The organism is Sphingobacteriales bacterium (assembly GCA_016719635.1).
Lineage (GTDB): Bacteria > Bacteroidota > Bacteroidia > Chitinophagales > JADIYW01 > JADJSS01.
In genome coordinates this window covers 305724-325834 of sequence record JADJYT010000002.1, presented here as the reverse complement: position 1 = coordinate 325834, position 20111 = coordinate 305724, and the positions used below count along the sequence as shown (strand labels likewise).

Below are 20111 nucleotides of genomic sequence, written 5' to 3'. Positions count from 1 at the left end.
AGATTTTTTCATCAAAGGGATTTAATTTTTTTATGTATGTACGTCCTGCTAAATTAAGAATTATTTCATTCCCCGGACGCTGCCGATGCAAATTATTCTGCTGAATAGTGCAACAGGTTTTATCATTTAAAGTATGTGATAACCTGCAGAAAGGCAGACCTGTCTGACTGTTGATTTCATCAGGAACATACGGAATTTATAAGGAATCTTTTGCCTTAGGACGCTCTCAGCTTAGTTGGTTTTTTCTTTCCAAAAGTCATGTGATAGATGGTTTTAAATAAAACCAGCCAAGGACTCATGTGTATATTAGGCGCTTTACCATTGCCAATGCGTTTAAGTTGTGCACTGTACCAGGCTGTTTCCATTAATCCCATATTGTCCACCATGCTTAGCTTTGTTTTTATGGGTTTAACCGAAAGAACTGATTTGCCTGATAAAATTTTATGAGGAGCATCCGGTTCTATGGCCAGTAATCTTGCCAGCCCAACAAAATCCACCGCACCCGAGGAGATGGCCTGTGCCATGCCTTCGGCAGTACGGAAGCCGCCGGTCACAGCCAATGCGGTTGTACATACTTTTCTGGCTTTCTCCGCAAACACTAAAAAATAGGCTTCCCGTTGCCGGGTACTTTCTTTAACCGGTTCTTTAGGAGTATGGATGCCCGTCATGGCCGGTGCTTCATAGGTGCCGCCGGAAATTTCAATTAAATCCATCCCCGCTTCCGATAATACGCGAATTAAATCCAGTGATTCTTCTTCCGTGAATCCGCCACGCTGAAAATCCGCTGAATTCAGTTTTATGCTGACCGGAAAATCTGCCCCCACTTTTTCGCGTATGGCTTTATAGATTTCGAGTACAAACCGTCGTCTGTTTTCAGGATTGCCGCCCCATTGGTCGGTTCTGATATTGTGATGCGGAGATAAGAATTGGCTGACCAGATATCCATGTGCGCCATGTATCTGGACACCGGAGAAACCGGCTTTCTGTACGATGGCTGCAGCATTTGCAAAATGTTGTATAAGGTCATGGATTTCTGCTTCCGTAAGCGCACGAGGTGTCGGGAAAAATGTCTGCATATCTTTTCGAAAGGGAATGGCGGAAGGTGAAACAGTTTCCTTATTCAGTCCTTTTGGCGCTTGTTTTCCGGGATGGTTGAGCTGTACCCAGCATTGTGTATTGTTTTGCGTAGCGGCTTTTGCCCATTTATGCAGGACCGCCAGGTGGGTTTCATCTTCGATAATGACATTTCCCGGTTCGCCTAATGCACGATGGTCAATCATGACGTTGCCGGTGACACAAATACCGATGCCTCCGTTTGCCCAGGTGCCGTAAAGTGTAGCCAACGCACTTTTTGGTGCGCCATTCGCTTCTCCTAAGGCTTCGCTCATGGCAGATTTTAATAATCTGTTTTTTATGAGCGTTCCGTTTTTAAGCGTATATGACTGAGCAATAATAGAGGATGCGGACATGTGTATAATTTTTATAAAGGTACAAACTTAGTGAAAATAAAAAAAGGAATTGGTGTGACTACGTATAAATTGAGGGTAGTGTTTCAAATTTAAGTGAGCCTAAAAATATTATTAAACTAAACTTAGTTTTTTTCTAATTTTGATACATGAAGTATATTGTACTGCTAGTTTGTTTTTTTAGCACTATTTCCTTGTTGGCGCAAGAAACTAAAAATAATGAAATGGAACCAATTTCAACTGACAGACCAGATCAGACGGAAACACCGGAAGTGGTACCGTTTAAATATTTCCAAATGGAAATGGGTTTTAATATAGAGAGTCAGCGGAAAGAATTGTCGTTTGTACATCCAACTATTTTATGGAAAGCAGGCATTTTTAAATCTACAGAAATTCGTCTGATTACAGATGTAGGTACGATAAAAGATGATTCCGGAAAGTACAGGGTAGGACTTGCACCGGTACAACTAGGCTTTAAAACCGCTATTTGTGAGGAACGAAAAGCACGACCGAAAATCTCGTTTATTGCTCATTTAGCTATTCCTTATATTTCCACTAAAAATCAGCGAACAAAGTATTTTGCACCCAATTTCAGATTTTCCTTAGATCATACTTTAAAGAATAATATTTCACTGGGTTATAATATTGGTATGGAATGGAACGGTGATTCACCGAATCCGGCTTTTATTTATACACTAGCCAATGGGTTTAATCTGAGCGATAAATGGTATTTGTATTATGAGTTTTTTGGCGATTTTCCTGTTAATGCTATTTCAACACATAGCTTTGACGCAGGACTTGCGTATCTGATAAAAAACAATATGCAGTTTGATATTTCCGGTGGTTTCCAATTATATCCTTTTATAAAAGGCTGGTACGCATCATTAGGTTATTCCTTTCGAGTTCCCAGATAAAATGATTTTACTTCAAATAATTTATAAATGCATTTACGGGTTGTTCCATTTTAGTTAAATCTTATACTGTGTTGCTGTAGAATCTGAAATGGTCAGTTGTGCTTATACTATAGGTGTAATAAAAGCATTTGCTTCCACTTTTACAGGAAATTTTAACTTCATCAACTACAGATGAACCTGCTGATTTGCCAATTGTGATAATTGTATTGTTTTTAAGTTCGTTGATGCCTATGTGGAAGAATTATATTTTGCACCGTACAAAAAAAATGCAAATTATACTTTTCCGTCTTTAACTGCTGCATCCCTGTAGGTTCCTGCATTGTATGTTTTAAGATAGTCGTTTAATTTCTGTAATGGAATTTGATGTTTTTTACCACTTGCTGATGCTGTTAGACTTTCTTTATTTGACTTGTTCAAGTATACAGCAGAAGATTCAGGCGCACCCCAGACTTCATCATAATCATAATCGTATTTCGAAGAATTGATTTTTTGGCGTTCTTTTGCTATTTGGTCTCTGCCGTACTTGGCAGATTCAGCTGTGCTGTTTGCAAGTGTTTGATTTTTATCTAAATAGGCATCTCTGAAACCATTTAACAGTCCAGCAAGTTCCTGGTAGTTGTAACTGCCGCTTTGCATAAGTTGTTAATATTCTTCTTTGCCATTTTCTTTCCAGTCGGCAGAGATAAATTTGTTGTCACCTTTGCATTTAAAGATGACACGGCTGTATTGTTCCTGGATGACCGCAGCTTCCATATCTTCCATTTTAAATTTATTATATTTACCTGCTTTAAAACGGTCGTTGATGTAACCGTCATTTACTTCAAAATAGCCGTAATAGCCGTTGTCGAATTTCTTGAGGTATTTATTGACCAATGAAAGAGGTTTTTGAAAATTTTGTGCCTTTAGTTTTTGGTAAAGTGAATAATAGACAAGAAAGCAGCAGTCATTTTTTCATAGTAATAAATTAAAATTACAAGAACAATTTTTGTAAATCTATTTTAGCTAACTAAAAGAAAACAATAGTGTTTCAATAAAATACCATTAAATACGGATTCTGCATGAATAAGGTTTTATAACAGAGCAACAGTTTAAGAAGTTTCCATGGACTTGATTATAAACAGAAAACAGTTTTGTCTGGGAAATATTCCTGAAAGTGTTATATTCAGGATGTTTCCGTTAGTATGCTGTATACTTAATTGGAAAGATCATTAATAAGTTTATTTTTCTCCGCCGGAGTTAATTGTAAATATTCAACAGGGTTTATATTTGTGACTTGTTTGAATATGCGCGTAAATGAACCTTGTTCTTTGTACCCTAATCTTGAAGATATTTCTTTTATTTTTTTGCCTCTGTTCAGGTATTCGATTCCCATAATAATGATAACTTCATTAGCAATGGTTGAGTATCTGGTGTTTTCATTTTTAAGTATTAGCTGGAGCTTCCTGACGGAAATATGCAGTTTGCGGGCAATGAAATCTATAGGGACCGGGAAATGTTCGATGTTATTTAACAGTATTGACCTGATCATATTCTTATATGTTTTGCCGTAGTACAAAGAGTTTATATTTTTACCCAATACCGGTTTCAGGTTTGTGTATAAAGTGTAGTTTTCATAATGTATATCTTGATTCAGGTCTTCCGCATTATAATACAATATGTTATGCTGCTTGGTGTAAGTGACTTCGCATTTACATAAATCTGAGAAAAAGTCTACTCTTTTTTTTGAATTATCTTTGTTGTAAAATAATTCAATCTTGCTGGGCAGGATGACATTAGCAGAAAGTGTTTCTACAATTTTCAGCCGGTATAACAATTCGAAATCCGACAAACTCTCCATGTCATATTTCTCATGATACAATTGATAGGGCATCTGAACACTCCATGCTATCTCTTCATGTACCCTTTTGTATTTAAACTCTATAAAATCGGAAAATAATAGTTGATATTCAATCAGTTTTTCATAGGAAGTAAAAATATTTTTGCAGGTTTACAGATAATGGCCAAGTAAACCCATATCCAGTACATGCATATTTTTCAGCAAACGGGAAAATCCTTCATAGCCTGGAAATTCATTTTTTATTTCAGATATTAACTGAAACAACAAGGAGGCATCAATCATGTGTTCATTATCCTTGTGTATGGAGAAAATATCCTGGATGTCTATAAATGTAAACTTGGAAATATTACAACCGTTGTTTTTTAATGATTTTAATAAACCTCTGATAATTGCACTATTTATTTTCATCATTTTTCCTAAAAGGTAAGAATTTCAATTTTCTAATTGAATATTTTTACTGCAAAATGAGTATACAATACAGAAAAATGCGTGATGTGCTAAATTATATGCACATTCTACCTTGAATGTAGTACTTGGATATAAGTAACTTGCATCTTAATCATTTAGATGAAAAGATTCTACACATTATCCTTGTCAGCTCTATTTTTGTTTCGGTTTTCCGCACATGCACAGCTTTTTATTGATAATGGTACAAATGGTACATTATATATCCGTAATGCTTCCGGGGGTACTGTAGGGAATTATAACAACACCAATAGCTCTGTAGCACTTTTTGTTGATGGAGATGTCACTATTAAGGGGACGTATGATAATCAGGCTGCAGAAACTCAGTTTACCGGTAATATTAAATTAGATTCTACTATCGCCGGTCATTTGTTTGTTACAACAGGTGATGAGGTTTTTCTTTCATCATCAGCTCCTTATGCAAGCAACGCTGCACAACGAATCAACGGAGATTTCAGAGGTAACAACGATTTCTACAATCTTATTATTCAAAAATCAGCTACACAACTAGTAGAACTGGCCAGTAATGTAGAAGTTTCCAGTAAAATTCTATTCAACAATTCTGGTCATATCCGAACAGATGATGCTGGATTTACCAATAATGACGGCAGTACTTACTCTTATGAAATATATCTGAAAAACGGGATTTCATCCTCATTGTCCGGTAATAGTACGGGAAATGGTGCAACAGAAAAATATATAGAAGGAAAACTAAGAAGAAAAGCTACAACTACCGGCGCCTTTTATTTCCCGATTGGAGTTGCACCATCAGCATTAGACGGTATGGAAGCCTTTGAACTCAATTTTACCAGTAATCCCGATATGGATTTTGTAGCATATATCAGACCTGGCAGTATAACTCCTTTTACTCGTAATATCCTCTGTGATGTAGGTAAAGATCCCGGGCCGGGACAACAAAATTATTCAGGTTGTGTAGGTATGCCTGACGGAATTTTTGACTGGTATAATTTGGAATCTTCCATGGATTTATCTCATGAGTGGATAGTCAGACCGAGTGGTGATACATCCGGTTATGCATATGGAATTACCTTGCATCCGGGTAGTGTATTGGATGTCAATAATGCATCTAATTATTATACGATTCCTGCAGGTTGCGGTACTCCTTATCAGGGGAAAAGAGTCAGGGTGATAGCAAAAGACGGTGTAATTGGAGGGAATCTTCAGCCTGCGCCGTCAGCCGGTGGGAATTGGGTACCATTTATGCATCTAACTTCCTACATATGGTGTCAGTTTGATGATACAGACCTGGATTTAATACTGAATAGTCAAACATCCTTTTCTACCTTTCGAATTCATGGCACCCAATTTAATACACAAACCGCTTTGCCAGTAGAATTAGTCGGTTTAAAAGCAGAACCCATCAACAATACCTTTATAAAGGTTTCATGGTCAACTGCATCTGAATTAAATAATAAGGAATTTGAAGTGTATCGGAGTACGGACGGTATTAATTTTATACAAATTGGCAAAGTAAATGGAAGCGGCACATCCAGCACGCCGCATAATTATCTTTTAAATGATTATAATGTTCAGCCTGACATAGAGTATTATTATAAACTGAAGCAAATTGATTTCGACAACATGTACAAATACACGTATATTGTAAATACTCACCTCCAATCGAATACTACTTTTTCTATTTCAGACATTTACCCTAATCCTTCTGATGGTGAATCTTTTGTGAATATCTATACCCCTGCTTCAACTGCTTTAAATTATAGTTCATACAACGTTATCGGCCAGCAAATGTTTATATACCAAACTAATTTACAGAAAGGATACAATCAAATAAGTTTAACGAATACCTCTATGGCGAAAGGTACATACGTTATTCAATTTGAATGTAATGGCATTATAGAAAGCAAAAAACTAGTTAAAAAATAGTATTCACAAATATAATAATCTTTTGTTATGAAAAATACAGTACTATCAATAAGCGTATTGTTGTTTACAATAATCGCAAATGCACAAACTGGAAATGTAGGCATAGGCAATACCACACCCGCTGCTAAACTGGATGTAGCAGGCGACTTAGCACTACGCGAAGGTACAGCCATTGCAGTTGCTGGCGCAAACCCGACAGTTGCTGTTACATTAACAACCGCAAATCCGGAAAATAGCTTTTACAGGATTACAGGCGCTCCTACCGGCACCATGACGTTAAATTCAATTGCCAATGGCGTGGACGGTCAGATTATTACCTTGGTAAACACTACTGGTATCAAATTAAATATTACTAATAATAATGCTGCTAATGGTATTTTAACAGCAACTGGTACACCTTTAACTGTTCCTGTAAGTGGCAGTGTAACTGTACAATTTTCAACCAATACAAGCAGATGGTATATCTTAAGTGCCTCTACAGGTGGTGTATTGCCTGATTGGGTTAAAGCAAACACGGCTAGTGATCCGGCAGGCACTTTGGATAGTCAGTACGTAAATGCCAAGATTGGAATTGGTGATTTCAATAACGGAGCACCTGGCGGAAGTAACCTAGAAGGTTGGATAACTATCAAAACAACTTCAGGAACACCATCTATTGTTAATCCTGTCAACGATGAAGGTCTTATTTTTCAAGGTAGTGGAGGAACACCTGCTGTAAAAAGTCGAATGCGTTTAGTATCCAATAGTCTTGGGTGGACAGATGATGCGACTACCACTTATTTGCAATTTAACACAGATAATAATAGAAGAAATTTAACGCTTATGGGTGGTGGCTATGGGAATGATGTTACCTTAAATCGTTTTCAAATTAATTCAGATTCTACTCAAATAACAGATTATAATTTTGGAGCAACGCCAGTTCCAGGTTCTTTACTGGAGGTAGTAAGCGGTAAAAATGCAGCCAAAAATATCTTCCAGATAAAAGGAATTGCAGCTCAAACAGGTAACTTTCTGGATATCACATCAAACGGTGGATCTCTCGGTAATATTATGACCGTTAAAAGCAATGGGAATGTGGGTATTAATACGACAACACCTGTTGCTAAACTGGATGTGGCAGGCGACTTAGCACTGCGCGAAGGTACATCCATTGCAGTGGCTGGTGCCAACCCAACAGTTACTGTTACATTAACAACTGCAAATCCGGAAAATAGCTTTTACAGAATTACAGGAGCCCCTACCGGCACTATGACGTTAAATACTATTGCCAATGGTGTGGACGGTCAGATTATTACGCTAGTAAATACAACAACCATCAAATTAAAAATCTCTAATAATAATACTGCCGGGGGCGTCTTAACGAGCGGCGGAGCAGCTACCTTAATTGCAGCCAATGGCAGCATCACCCTGCAATACTCTTCCGGGGCTGCCAGATGGTATGTAACCAATGCTGCCGGAGCAACGGTTACAGATTGGATAAAAGCAACTACTGCCGATGAAACGGCTATCAGTACTGATAACCAGTATGTAACCGGCAACATAGGGTTGGGTGGACATACCGGCGGAGCCGGTGATAATGCCTATAATTTTGCAAATAATGCACCTGCTGTACCTCTGGTGGTAGTATCGCCCGGGATTGCGGTTCCTGCTGGTACCCCCACAGCTACCGGGATTAGATTGGCAATGCCGGGAACAAATGGAACCAAATGGCCCTTATCCGCTGATTTTAAATTAGGTTCTTATGCTACCAGTGGCGTTAATGCACAATCTCAGTTGGATATTTCCTTAGGAAACGGAGCTACTGCAACGCCGGAAGTTGCCGTGATGAGTATATTAGGAAACGGCAATGTGGGCATAGGGACAACAACCCCCAGTGCTCCTTTACAGACAGTTAAGTCTGGTGCAGCCGACCAATATGTTGCCCGATTCACCCAATCTAATACTACAACAGGGAATTCTACTTTTATTGGTTTAGGATCGGAAAATATATCTACCAGTAAAGCATCTATTGGCTTTCAAAGAACAGATGCTTATGATAAGGGCGATATAACATTTAATGTAGTCAATAACAATACAAGTTTGGTGGATGCGACAGAATCCGATGAAAGAATGAGAATTAGGAGCGATGGCAATGTAGGAATAAATACTACTGCACCGACTTCAAAACTTTTTGTAAAGAGTGCAGATAATACATCCACTACCGAAATAGCAACGTTTATGGCAAACAACAGTACTTACGGTGTTGGCATAACATACAATGGCATAAAAGCTACAGGTTCAAACGCTGCAAATGCTCTCTATCTTGATTCAAAATCAACAGGATATCTTCTTATGCAGACGAATGGCACAGGAAACGTAGGTATTGGAACTGCTGCACCTGCGAGAAAATTAGAAGTAAACAATGCAATTAAGCTTACTAATGGTTCTGCTGATGCAAATGACGGCGTAATAGGTACAGCAACTTTTGCAGCAGGGCTCAATATAGTGGGTATTAACACAGATGGAACTAATAGAAAAATAAGTACATGGGGTGGGTTTAATCAGCAACAGAATGATTTAGGTAATTTCTTCTTAAAAAATAACTATTTTCAGGGTGTAGGGAATATTTATATTGGTGATGCCGGCGCTAGTAGTAATCCTTACATATTACCAAGAAACCCGATAGGTGGTGCCAATCCAACTTATTTGAGATTAGGTAGTGCTTCCAATCCGCTGCAAGATTTGTATGCAAACTACATTTATCTGAATTCTTCGGTTCATATTGGAGGTACTGCACCTACTAGTTATCCTTTATTGGTAGAAGGATCTACTTCCTGGACAGGCTGGAACAGATGGTATGATGATCCATACGGCGGTTCCTGGTCTGGCTGGAGCAACAGCACTGCAAATGTGGCGATATATGCACCTCAGTCAATAATGACTGACAATTACTTTATAGCTGCTTCTGACAGACGAATTAAAAAGAACATACATCTTTCCGATGCATCTAAAGACCTCACTGCACTCAATCAGATTGAAATATCGGATTACCATTTTATAGACACTATAGGAAATACAAACAGGCCTTTCAAAAAAGTGATTGCACAACAGGTTGAATCTGTTTATCCGCAGGCAATCAGCAACACAACTAATTTTATTCCAAATGTATATACCGCTGCAGCTGTCTCTGAAAATCTGGTTTTGTTAAACATGCACAAACAGTATGGCTTAAATACCGGTGATGTTGTCAAGATTATTGATATACAGGGCGCAGCACATACGGATACCATATTTGAGATAAATCCATCAGGATTTAAATTAAAAACCTTGCAGTTGGCAGACGGCATTTGTTTTGTATACGGTAAGATGGTCAATGATTTTAAAGTAGTGGATTATGACGCGATTTCCATGCTCAATGTATCTGCTACACAGGAGTTGTATAAAAAGATAATGGCATTACAAACAGAAAATGAACAGTTGAAAAAAGAGATAGTATCAAAGGCAGATATCCGGCAAATGAATGACTTAAAAGCTGAAATGGATGATTTAAAAAGAATATTATCTCTTTTGATGCCAAATGCAGAGTACAAGAAATGATATTTTTTGTATTACAATGAAATAAGACTAGCAACAGACTTTAGATGGAGTAGATTTACTTGACAGAATGCCTTTTTCATATAAGTATTTAGGAAATTTCCCATGCTTACTGGGCTGTTAGTTAAAAGTCTAGAAAAAATCGCATGGTTTTTATGTATCGTATAATTATTCAGATTCCCTTCGTTTTCATAATTATTGATTCCTTTAAAATTTCTGTATACTTTTTTCCATGAATTCGTTGCCAGTGCGCAACACCAGTTTGTAGTTACCTCTGGCAATATCACTGAGGTCCAGCGCTTCTATATGTAATCCTTTTGTCTGGCTTCCTAAGCTGACTTCTTTTACCAGTTTACCGGTCATATCATAGACCTCAAAAGAGACAGTTGCAGACTGGTAAATATTATATTGAAGAAAAATCCTGTCAATAAAAGGATTGGGATAGGCACTCAGGATGACCATATTTTTCGGGGTATGGTGGATGCCGGTTGAAATATCGGCCCTCGGGTCTAAGGGTGCAAAATATTGTTTAACGCCGTTGTAAGGTGACTCAGCCGTTGCTTTTTTCAGCCAACGGGTGGATGGTAACGTATAAAAACCGGTTTCGTAGCGATTGGCCGTATCGATGCGGTCAATACGGCTGACAGAAAAGAAGTTGCCCTGTGCTTGTGCTTCTGTCAGGTCGAGTATACCAAATCCCTTCTTATACAGGTCGACATATTTTATATGCGGCAGCAGCGTTTTTATCAGGTCGTAGACAGGGTCGAGTGGCACCGGTGAAGACTGTGTCGTAATACTGGTGCAGACAAATTCCACCCCCACCGATCCGGCTCCGGTTGCAGGATTGTAATTGGCCGTTTTATAAGGCAGGTCCATCGCCCAGGCGGTATGGATATCCCCGGTCAGCACAATTACGTTTTGGATATTGTTGTTCAGGATGATGTCAAATAGTTTCTTGCGGTCGACCGTATAGCCATCCCACTGGTCGCTGTTGAGTGTAATGCCGAAAGGCGTCAGTTGTCCCACCATCACCTGCTGTCCCAAAATTTTCCAGGTGGCCGTAGAGTTGATCAATTCGTTTTTCAGCCAATCCAGCTGCTCCTCACCGATGATGTGTTTGGAGGTATCATCCGGCGCATTGCTCTGTTTGGTGCGCGCATACAGTCGGGTGTCCAGCATGAAGATGTCTGCCAGGTTGCCGTAGCTGATCTTTCGGAATATCTTATTTGCATTGCCTGGTTCCGGCAAACGAATGGGCATCCATTCATCGTATGCTTGCTGACCGGCCGCCTTTCGGTCAGTCCAGGGGCCTTCGCTGCCGGGGGAGTGGTTACCCGCTCCATCCCTGTAGGAGTTATTGGCTGTTTCGTGGTCATCCCATACAGTGATGAAGGGAAATTGCTGATGCAGGCGCATCAGCATAGGATCGAGTTTGATGGTGGAATGGCGAAGCCGGTAATCCGCCAGTCGTATGATTTCGTGGTCCGGAAGCTGTTCGCGGATGGTTCCTACCACACCGTCTTTGTATTCATAGATATAATCGCCCAAATGGAGGACGGCATCGATATCGTTGCGCTTCCGGATGGCCTCATAGGCATTGTAATAACCGGCAGGATAATCGGCGCAGGAAACAAAGGCAAATCGAAGCTGGCTGCTGCCGCCTGTCGGTGCCGTTTTGGTCCGGCCTGTCAGGGAATTCCGACCGCCGGCAGAGAATTCATAAAAATACCAGGTATTGGGCTGTAAGCCGCTTACATCTATTTTTACCGTATAGTCTTTGCTGCTGTCCGTAGTGAATACGCCGTTTTGGACTACATTGGCAAACAAGGTATCCGTGGCAAGCTGCCAGGTTCCGTTCACCACACCCGGAGCATCCGGTGTCACCCGGGTCCAGATAATAACCGCATTGGGGGTTGGGTCACCGGACGCCACTCCGTGATAAAATGGCGCCAGGGAAGAATCCAGTGCCGAACGATTGGTGTAATCATTTGGCTGAGCCTGGCTGGCGGCGATGGTAAAATATGAAACAATGGCTATAAGTAATAATCTTTTCATATGGAAAGCGTTATTTGTTTAAGGTACGTAATTCCCTGCTAAATTAAGGAATATTTCATTCCGTTGAATCTAAACCGGTAAGATATCAGGAGGCTAACTGATTCAGGTTTGCAATCCTTCCCATTCCAGCATCCGTTTTTCCAATGCTTTCTTTTCTGCACCTAGTTGTTCCACAACAGTTGCATCGTATTTGCCATTTTCGGAAAGCGCTTCTATCTTTTCTTCGATTTTTTTGATATCAAACTCCTTGATGGATATTTCTTCTTCCAGTTTTGAAATTTTATTCTTGAGTTGTTTATCCTGATTCTGGTTGTTGGGTTTAACATCTTCTTTTTTCTGTGGACTGCTGACCGTCGCCTGCGGACTTAATTCTACTTCCCTGAAATTGGCCAGTCGTCGTTCTTCAAAGAAGTCATTGACATCTCCCGCGTGTTCTTTCACCACCCCGTTACTGAACTCAAATACCTTATTGGTCATCCCGGCCAGAAAATCGCGGTCGTGCGATACCACGATCACCGTTCCCGGATATTTGGAAATGGCATCTTTCAATACGTCTTTTGCACGAAGGTCCAGGTGATTGGTCGGCTCATCGAGGATCAGCACATTGCTTGGATGCAGCAATAAATGTGCGAGGCAAACACGGGCGCGTTCCCCTCCGCTCAGTACGGATATTTTCTTGGTGGCATCATCGCCGCTGAACATGAACGCCCCTAAGATATTGCGCACCTGCGCGCGCACCTCATTCGGCGCGGTATCTTCCATGTATTGCAGGATGGTCAGTTCTTTGGGCAGCTGCTCCGCATGATGCTGAGCGAAGAAGGCAATGTTCACATTATGCCCGATGGTTAAATCCCCTGAAGAAGATTCGATTTCTTTTGCGATGATTTTCGCCATCGTTGTTTTTCCCATTCCGTTCTTGCCGATGAAAGCCACCTTGTCGCCGCGTTCTATTTCCAGATTGACATCGTGGAAAACCTGTTTGTCGCCATAGCTCTTGGCCAGGTTTTTTGCCGTAACAATCACCTTGCCGCTTTGCTGTCCCATCGGGAACTGAAAGCGCATGGAGCGGACATCATCCTGCTCCACTTCCACGATATCCATCTTATCCAGCTTCTTCACCAAACTCTGCGCCATGCTCGCTTTGCTCGCCTTGGCCTTAAAGCGTTCGATGTTGCGTTCAATCTGTTTGATCTGGTCCTGCTGGTTTTTAAATGTCTGCAGCTGTTTTTCCCTTCGCTCTTCCTTTAAAATCAGGTATTTGGAATAATTGGCCTTGTATTCATACATCTTACCCAGTTCCAGCTCAATGGTTTTATTACATACATTATCGAGGAAAGATTTATCGTGGGATACCAGGATGATGGCGCCTTCGTATCGCTGAAAGAATTCTTCCAGCCAGATGATGGATTCAATATCGAGGTGGTTGGTAGGCTCATCGAGCATCAATAGGTCGGGATTCTGTAACAGCAATTTTGCCAGCTCCAGACGCATGGCCCAACCTCCGGAAAAGGTATGCGGCGATTTTTCAAAATCCTCTCTCTGGTAACCCAGGCCTAATAATACCAATTCCGTTTTTTTATCCTTATCATCGATATCCAGGTGCACCAGACGGTCATTGATGTCACAGAAAAGTTGTGACAGGTTCATGTAATCATCCGTATCATAATCTGTGCGCGTTTCCAGCTGGTGCTGAATCTTATCCAGTTCTTCCTGCAGCACATTGATTTCCTTAAAGGCCGTTTGCGCTTCCAGCCAAACGGTCGGTTCATTTTGTCCGCGGATTTCCTGTTTTAGAAATCCGATAGTATAGCCGCCCGGTTTGGAGATCGTCCCTTCCTGCGGAGACAGCTCGCCGTTAATGGCTTTCAGTAAAGTCGATTTACCGACCCCGTTGCGACCTACCAATCCGATTCTGTCCCTTGGCTGGATGGTAAAGGTGACATTGTCGAATAAAATCCGGCTTCCGAAAATGATAGAAAGGTTAGAGGCTTGTAACATGGCGCAAAATTACTTTTTTTAAAGATAAATTTTGCAGCCACAAATGTACATACTATTAATAAACTATTAATAGGCAATATATTACATGCAGCCTGTCGTGAATCGTACATGGGTTATTTGGAGCAGCTAATCAATTCAACGGACTGCCGTTTAATATTGTTCTGTTTTATTCGGATAGCAGTTCGTTGATTTTTTCTATGCTTTCTGTTGGTTCTACCGCTAACCCAACCTGCTGATGGATGATATTGCCTTTGCTGTTGATGATGTGTATGATGTTGGAATGGTCGAAATTGCCATCCTCATTCTTTTTGGTACGTACATTCAGCACATTGCTGATTTCCAGTACATCCGATTCGCTGCCCGTCAACAGTATCCATCGTTTCATATCCAACTGGTGTTCGTTTGCGAAGACAGTCAATTGTTCGGGGGTGTCCCGTTCCGGATCCATGGAGATGAGTAAAAACGTTACCTTATTCAGTTTGTCCGCCGGAATTGCTTTTTCGATACGCTGCAAGTCAGCCGTAATCCTGGGGCAGGCACCCTGGCAATTCGTAAAGATCATGGCGGCTACGATTACGGTCGATTGGATATCTTTCAGCAGCATCGTTTTGTTGTCCTGAGTTGTCCATACTGAACCGATATCATGCAGTGTTATGTCACTGTTGAAAGTTGCAGGCGCGGTTGATTCCGGTTTCTTGCAGCATTCCTTTTTTTCTTCTGTATTGTTTTTACAGGATGCAATGAACAAGGCACAAAAGCCAAGGCATAGTAGTATATTTTTCATGTGTCTTTTTTTTAGAGTTAATTATTTTGCCGTCTTCACGCACCGGAATCCAACGTTCTGAATATTGTAGCTTGCCTTTAAGCTGGAACGCATGGCATACCGCATGAATGCGGCATAATTCCCGGGCGTTTTCGAGCCTTTTGAACCGGCTCCGCAGAATTCATTTTTATCCAGGTTGTTCCCGTCCCTGGAGTCTTTGGTGGCCAACGCGGAAATGAAATCCAGGTTCCATTCCCAAACCAGTCCGTGCATATCGTATATGCCATAAACATTCCTGAAACCTTTTCCAACATTCGCTAAAGCGGATGTGGTGGGCTTGCTGTACCAATCCAGTATTTTTTGATAAAATCCATTGTCTTTGGAGGCATTCTTTTTTGTCTCATTTGCCAGCGCCACATATTCCCATTCATTGACGGTAGGCAGCCGTTTGCCCTGACATTCACAATATTTCTTGGCGGCAAACCACGAAACGTTCACCACCGGGCTGTTCTTTAGCGCTGTTGAACCTTTACCGGTCTTGTTTTTATACTGCCAGTGGTGCAGGTATTTCCTGTCTGCAAAAATGGCTTTAACATTCCCTTTCTGCCATTCCGGATATTGCGCCACAAATTTCTCAAAATCTGCATTCGTAACCGGAAAGATATCCATATAAAATGCTTTCACCTTCACTTTACCTGAATCCAAAGAATAGAGCGGCACATACGTGCCGCTCTCTATGTAAACCATATTTTTAGGAACTTGTCCCAATGACAAGATGAAAAGACCAGATAAGCATATCGTAATTACTATCCTCATTATTATTCAGCAGTTGCGCTTCCTGATTTTCTGGCGGCTATCACCTGTGCCGGAGTGACTTCTCCGCCTCCGTTGCCAAAATTATTTATAACATAAGTGATTACATTCGCCACCTCTTCGTCACTTAATGTCTGTTTAGGCATGATGCTGTTATAAGGTTTGCCGTTTACCGTGATGGCTCCAGATAAACCGTGTACGACCGCATTAATGGCTTTGTTCGGGTTGCCTTTAAAGTAATCAGATGCAGCTAAAGGAGGGAAGGAGTTTGGTATTCCTTTCGCGTCAGCCTGGTGACAAGCCTGGCAGACAGAAGCATAAATCGCTTTACCTGCTGCTATGCGCTCATCTTTTGTCAGTTGTTTTACAGGGCCTTTAGCTGCTTCCGGCATATTCTGTATGGCACCGCCTTCACTTTGATAGATTCTATCGTCTAACTGTCCTGAATAGATTGCCTTATTCTCTTTCCCTTCCACTTTCAATATACCTAATGTACCTTTGTTGAAGGTTCTGAAAATGGAGTGGTCAACCAGGATGAAGTTACCGGGAATCTCACACCTGAATTCTGTTATGGCTGATCCTCCGGCAGGTACCAGCGTGGTTTGTAGGTTGTGGTTGATCAGTTCACCGCCTTCCACATACACATTGTCAAATATTTCCCCGATGACATGAAAGCTGGATATCAGATTGGGACCGCCGTTACCGATAAATAAACGCACTTTATCGCCTGCCGTTGCCTTTATGGCATTGTCGCCGGTTAATGCACCTACTTTACCATTGAACAGGACATAATCAGGCGTTTCCGTCAGTGCTTTTGACATATCAAATGGTTGTGTTCCGGATTCACCGTAAGCCCCTTTGGTATAAAAGTCACCCTGACAGATATAAAATTCCTTATCTACTTTAGGCAGCCCTTCCTTAGGCTCCACCAATATCAGGCCATACATACCGTTTGCAATATGCATCCCTACCGGAGCGGTAGCGCAGTGATAAATGAACAATCCTTTATTGATTGCTGTGAAGGAAAATACGGTTTCGTGTCCCGGAGGGGTGAATGTGGAAGATGCCCCGCCGCCCTGACCGGTTACCGAGTGCAAATCGATATTGTGAGGCAGTTTATTGTCCGGGTGATTCTTTAAGTGAAATTCCACGAGGTCTCCTTCCCGGACACGGATAAATTTACCCGGCACGGTGCCCCCGAATGTCCAGAACATATATTTCACCCCTTCCATGATTTCCATTTCCTTTTCTATGACTTCCAGATCAACGATTACTTTGGTTGCATGGTTGCGGGTAATGGCGGGAGGTACCATTGGAGGATCCGTCAGTATGGCCTTTTCTTCGCCCACTATTTTATCTGCAGGTTCCGTTGACCAGATGGTTTCATTGCTGTTGCTCCCGGTTTGTTTGCACGATGTCATGAACAATGGAATGCAAAGCAAAAGCAGGGTATAATGCAAGATTTTTAATAACTGATTTTTCGTTTTCATAAGATTGATTTTAGATATTAAGAATGTAGTGTTATTTATTTTCAGCAATTTTTTCGTATTTGAACAGGGATGGTTTTAAAGTGACCATGACAAAACTCCAGCCGTTATAGGCCTTTCTGCTGCCTCCTTTAATCGCTTCCATGGAAGGGGTGGCAATCATAAAGGAATAGCCCGCATGGATGGTCAGGAAATCCAGCGGCCTGTAGGAGCCATACACATCCATTTCAAAACCCAGGGGCAGTTTTAGGTATTTCCCGGGATTTGCCCAATCGGCTACTTTATTTCCGAGAAAGAAGTAGTGTGCGTCAAAGCCCAGCATACCTTTTGGTTTTGGTCTGTAATTCAACCGAACATATAAGTCCTGAAGCCCTCCGGCTTTTGTATCAGCCGGTAAATCCAGGAAATAATCCATGTGTCCGTAAAACTTGTGATTGGTGGCATACAACGTGTTGAATGCATGATATCTGGAATCGCCGCTTTTGGATGCATCGTTTCCGGAAGCATAATCATAGCCTACACCAGCATCGACCTTTTGGGATGTGTATTCTCCGTACAGGGAGGCAAAATAGGCAAGTATGACCTGGTTGCTGATGGTTTTTCCGGTTTGTAGGTAGGCCGATAGGTTTCCGTTGAAATGTTTGTATTTGAACGATGCATAAGGGCCGCCCGTAAAGCGGAAATAGACCACCGGAATGCTGTCTTTATTTGGTATGCCGTCAGAAACAGCATAGAGCGATAAGGATGCACGTCCGCTGTCCATTTTTTGGTTAAACCAGCCATAGGCCAGCGCCTTATAATTGTTTAGCTTATAGACGGTGCCTACCAGTTGTTCACTCGGCTGATTAAAACTGCCGCCGATATGCAGCGTTGAATTTTTCTTATGTATTTTTACAACGATGCCATCATGGCTCCTGCCCACCTGGGCCCAGTCCAGGTTTCCGAGTAAGCGGTGATCTTCATACACCAATTCCTGTCGTCCGAGCTTAACAGAAGCTATGTCTTTGATGTTGAATTCCGTCCATCCTTCATGCAATCCGAAACTGCCGTAGTTTTTGACCTGTTCTTCATTACCCCAAACCCGGTAATCCTGGAGGGTGACATAAAATTTTACAAATTTGTAGGAGTACATGACATTCAGCCGGACTCGTTCCGATACAAAAAATGCACTCTTGCTTTTCAGGGGGGCAAGGTTTCTGTAACCATGCCGTTGTTCCATGCGCGGACGGAATTCACCGCTTAATTCAAATTTGTGTTGAGCAGATAAAGGGAGGAGGATTGTCAGCAGGCAGCATAGCAGGATATTTCTTTCGACACTGAACCGGTTCATAATATTAGATTAATGGATAAAAAGATATAGAGATAATCATATCCGAAGTTAAACACCGCTTTTCTATTATTAAATGATATTTGGCATTCATGAAGATGACATTTATCATATTTTTCACCCTCAGGAACTATTTTTTTATTACTTTTACTTAACTGAATAGATGGTATGATATTTTCTAAAAGTTGTGAATATGCGTTACGCGCCGTGTTGTATATATGCATGAAAAGCAAAAACAACGTAAATATCGGTGTGAAGGAAATTGCCGAAGAAATTGACTCACCCCTACCCTTTACGGCTAAGATTTTACAGCAGCTGGCCAGAAAGAAGATAATTTCCTCCATAAAAGGACCGAATGGCGGATTTTTCATCGACCATTCAAAACCACCGGTTTCCATATATCAGGTCGTAGAGGCTATTGACGGGTCAGATTTTTTTGATAAGTGCGTGCTTGGATTAAAAGACTGCTCAGAAAAGAAGCCGTGTCCGCTGCATCTGCATTTTAAAAAACACCGCGACGAGATTACCGTCATCTTTAAGCAAAAGACCATCCATGACCTTATTACAGGGCATAAAGGCAAGATAAATCTCAGGTAATTTTATTGAAAAGTAAAAAAACTCTGTCAGACAGACTGGTTACGATGATTTTCCTTCTTCCCATTCCCTGGTCTTGTCAGCCAGATCCATACAGAATTTCTGGATATCCTCCTGTACAAAAGGATTTTGTGTAGCACGGTGATAGGTATCGCCCAGACTTAATAACAACTGGAAAAAGTGGGTATGCATTTCATCCACCTGCATGTCTTTGGTCCACAGGTCAAAACGCATCGTATTTTTTTCGTTGCCGTCCCACATGCCCACCATCATGCTCTTGCACTCATCGCCGTCACCCTGCGGGCCGTCCGTTGCCGTCCAGGTGATTTTATCCGGCAGGTTCTGGTCATCCAGCGTTATCTTAAATTTTATTTCCGTTTCTCGTGGCATGGCAAAATTTGAAATGCAAATATACACACTTGATTTTAAAAGGCACTTTAAACAATGATTAAACGGGCCGACTGAGGATAATTCACCAAATCCCGCCCTGTACCCATCTGTGCCGCGCTTCCAGGTAGCGGTCCGGATTTCCCAACGCCATAGGGAAGTCTTCTTTACATCCCATCCTCAATCAGAACGGGAGTGGTGTTATTTGAAGTACGAAGGAATAAACGAAATGATGGCAATAACGAGAAACGCGACGCTTCCCTGTTTCGTGGTCTCAGCGGGACGCCAAGACCAGTATGGGGATAAAATATACTAACTGAAAAATAAGCACTGTCCGCTTTCCCCCTTTGGTGGGGAAAAAAGGGGGAGGTTGGTGTCCTAAAAATGAGATTCTATTTACCACCCTCGATGTCCCACTGAACGGAGTGAGGATTTTTTCTGAAATGAAAAACAGAACCTAAAATTTGTTAGAGGACTTTGAAAAAGGACTCGTTAAAGGAGAAGAAGCGGGTGGTGATTTTTTGCGG

Annotated in this window: 16 protein-coding genes; 4 read left to right on the top strand and 12 right to left on the bottom strand. The window is 41.4% G+C overall.

Annotation, left to right across the window (positions count from 1 at the left end; genetic code table 11):
- Positions 1-215: 215 nt before the first annotated feature.
- The gene (locus tag IPM95_05625; GenBank protein MBK9328798.1) at positions 216-1469 is read right to left on the bottom strand and encodes an NADH:flavin oxidoreductase/NADH oxidase family protein; all 1254 of its coding nucleotides are present in this window, start codon (positions 1467-1469) and stop codon (positions 216-218) included.
- A gap of 221 nt (positions 1470-1690) precedes the next feature.
- On the opposite strand from IPM95_05625, the gene IPM95_05620 reads away from it, so the two are divergent.
- Positions 1691-2380: a transporter gene (locus IPM95_05620; GenBank protein ID MBK9328797.1), complete on the top strand. Its 690-nt coding sequence runs from the start codon at positions 1691-1693 to the stop codon at positions 2378-2380.
- 273 nt (positions 2381-2653) lie between these two features.
- Here IPM95_05620 and IPM95_05615 read toward each other — a convergent pair whose 3' ends face one another.
- The 4 genes from IPM95_05615 to IPM95_05600 form a co-directional block, all read right to left on the bottom strand.
- Complete coding sequence (locus IPM95_05615; protein MBK9328796.1) at positions 2654-3016, bottom strand: hypothetical protein; 363 nt, start codon at positions 3014-3016, stop codon at positions 2654-2656.
- 6 nt (positions 3017-3022) lie between these two features.
- Positions 3023-3253, bottom strand: coding sequence for a hypothetical protein (locus IPM95_05610; protein MBK9328795.1), 231 nt, complete (start codon positions 3251-3253; stop codon positions 3023-3025).
- 319 nt (positions 3254-3572) lie between these two features.
- The gene (locus IPM95_05605; GenBank protein MBK9328794.1) at positions 3573-4250 is read right to left on the bottom strand and encodes a helix-turn-helix domain-containing protein; all 678 of its coding nucleotides are present in this window, start codon (positions 4248-4250) and stop codon (positions 3573-3575) included.
- A 117-nt stretch (positions 4251-4367) separates the two neighbouring features.
- Positions 4368-4628 carry a hypothetical protein gene (locus IPM95_05600; GenBank protein MBK9328793.1) on the bottom strand — a complete coding sequence of 87 codons (261 nt, stop codon included), beginning with the start codon at positions 4626-4628 and terminating at the stop codon, positions 4368-4370.
- Positions 4629-4784: 156 nt separating this feature from the next.
- Between IPM95_05600 and IPM95_05595 the strand changes: the two genes are divergently transcribed.
- A complete protein-coding gene (locus tag IPM95_05595; GenBank protein ID MBK9328792.1) occupies positions 4785-6587 on the top strand; it encodes a T9SS type A sorting domain-containing protein in 1803 nt (600 codons plus the stop codon).
- 27 nt (positions 6588-6614) lie between these two features.
- Entirely contained in the window at positions 6615-10163 is a 3549-nt protein-coding gene (locus tag IPM95_05590) for a tail fiber domain-containing protein (protein MBK9328791.1), read from the top strand.
- Positions 10164-10367: 204 nt separating this feature from the next.
- Here the strand turns inward: IPM95_05590 and IPM95_05585 are convergent, their stop codons facing one another.
- The 6 genes from IPM95_05585 to IPM95_05560 form a co-directional block, all read right to left on the bottom strand.
- Complete coding sequence (locus tag IPM95_05585; GenBank protein ID MBK9328790.1) at positions 10368-12215, bottom strand: alkaline phosphatase D family protein; 1848 nt, start codon at positions 12213-12215, stop codon at positions 10368-10370.
- A 102-nt stretch (positions 12216-12317) separates the two neighbouring features.
- Entirely contained in the window at positions 12318-14213 is a 1896-nt protein-coding gene (locus IPM95_05580; protein ID MBK9328789.1) for an ABC-F family ATP-binding cassette domain-containing protein, read from the bottom strand.
- 166 nt (positions 14214-14379) lie between these two features.
- Positions 14380-14997 carry an SCO family protein gene (locus IPM95_05575; GenBank protein MBK9328788.1) on the bottom strand — a complete coding sequence of 206 codons (618 nt, stop codon included), beginning with the start codon at positions 14995-14997 and terminating at the stop codon, positions 14380-14382.
- A gap of 21 nt (positions 14998-15018) precedes the next feature.
- Entirely contained in the window at positions 15019-15723 is a 705-nt protein-coding gene (locus IPM95_05570) for a formylglycine-generating enzyme family protein (protein ID MBK9328787.1), read from the bottom strand.
- Positions 15724-15794: 71 nt separating this feature from the next.
- On the bottom strand, positions 15795-17279 hold the full coding sequence (gene nirK, locus IPM95_05565) for a nitrite reductase, copper-containing (GenBank protein MBK9328786.1): 1485 nt from the start codon (positions 17277-17279) through the stop codon (positions 15795-15797).
- 31 nt (positions 17280-17310) lie between these two features.
- Positions 17311-18606: an alginate export family protein gene (locus IPM95_05560; protein ID MBK9328785.1), complete on the bottom strand. Its 1296-nt coding sequence runs from the start codon at positions 18604-18606 to the stop codon at positions 17311-17313.
- Positions 18607-18771: 165 nt separating this feature from the next.
- On the opposite strand from IPM95_05560, the gene IPM95_05555 reads away from it, so the two are divergent.
- Positions 18772-19200: an Rrf2 family transcriptional regulator gene (locus tag IPM95_05555; GenBank protein MBK9328784.1), complete on the top strand. Its 429-nt coding sequence runs from the start codon at positions 18772-18774 to the stop codon at positions 19198-19200.
- 39 nt (positions 19201-19239) lie between these two features.
- On the opposite strand, the gene gldC is transcribed toward IPM95_05555, so the two are convergent.
- Positions 19240-19587 carry a gliding motility protein GldC gene (gene gldC / locus IPM95_05550; GenBank protein MBK9328783.1) on the bottom strand — a complete coding sequence of 116 codons (348 nt, stop codon included), beginning with the start codon at positions 19585-19587 and terminating at the stop codon, positions 19240-19242.
- Between the last annotated feature and the right edge of the window lie 524 nt (positions 19588-20111).

Coding starts and splice junctions, on each gene's coding strand:
- IPM95_05625 (MBK9328798.1), bottom strand. CDS start 1,469: ATGTCCGCATCCTCTATTATTGCTCAGTCATATACGCTTAAAAACGGA.
- IPM95_05620 (MBK9328797.1), top strand. CDS start 1,691: ATGGAACCAATTTCAACTGACAGACCAGATCAGACGGAAACACCGGAA.
- IPM95_05615 (MBK9328796.1), bottom strand. CDS start 3,016: ATGCAAAGCGGCAGTTACAACTACCAGGAACTTGCTGGACTGTTAAAT.
- IPM95_05605 (MBK9328794.1), bottom strand. CDS start 4,250: ATGCCCTATCAATTGTATCATGAGAAATATGACATGGAGAGTTTGTCG.
- IPM95_05600 (MBK9328793.1), bottom strand. CDS start 4,628: ATGATGAAAATAAATAGTGCAATTATCAGAGGTTTATTAAAATCATTA.
- IPM95_05595 (MBK9328792.1), top strand. CDS start 4,785: ATGAAAAGATTCTACACATTATCCTTGTCAGCTCTATTTTTGTTTCGG.
- IPM95_05590 (MBK9328791.1), top strand. CDS start 6,615: ATGAAAAATACAGTACTATCAATAAGCGTATTGTTGTTTACAATAATC.
- IPM95_05585 (MBK9328790.1), bottom strand. CDS start 12,215: ATGAAAAGATTATTACTTATAGCCATTGTTTCATATTTTACCATCGCC.
- IPM95_05580 (MBK9328789.1), bottom strand. CDS start 14,213: ATGTTACAAGCCTCTAACCTTTCTATCATTTTCGGAAGCCGGATTTTA.
- IPM95_05575 (MBK9328788.1), bottom strand. CDS start 14,997: ATGAAAAATATACTACTATGCCTTGGCTTTTGTGCCTTGTTCATTGCA.
- IPM95_05570 (MBK9328787.1), bottom strand. CDS start 15,723: ATGGTTTACATAGAGAGCGGCACGTATGTGCCGCTCTATTCTTTGGAT.
- nirK (MBK9328786.1), bottom strand. CDS start 17,279: ATGAAAACGAAAAATCAGTTATTAAAAATCTTGCATTATACCCTGCTT.
- IPM95_05560 (MBK9328785.1), bottom strand. CDS start 18,606: ATGAACCGGTTCAGTGTCGAAAGAAATATCCTGCTATGCTGCCTGCTG.
- IPM95_05555 (MBK9328784.1), top strand. CDS start 18,772: ATGATATTTTCTAAAAGTTGTGAATATGCGTTACGCGCCGTGTTGTAT.
- gldC (MBK9328783.1), bottom strand. CDS start 19,587: ATGCCACGAGAAACGGAAATAAAATTTAAGATAACGCTGGATGACCAG.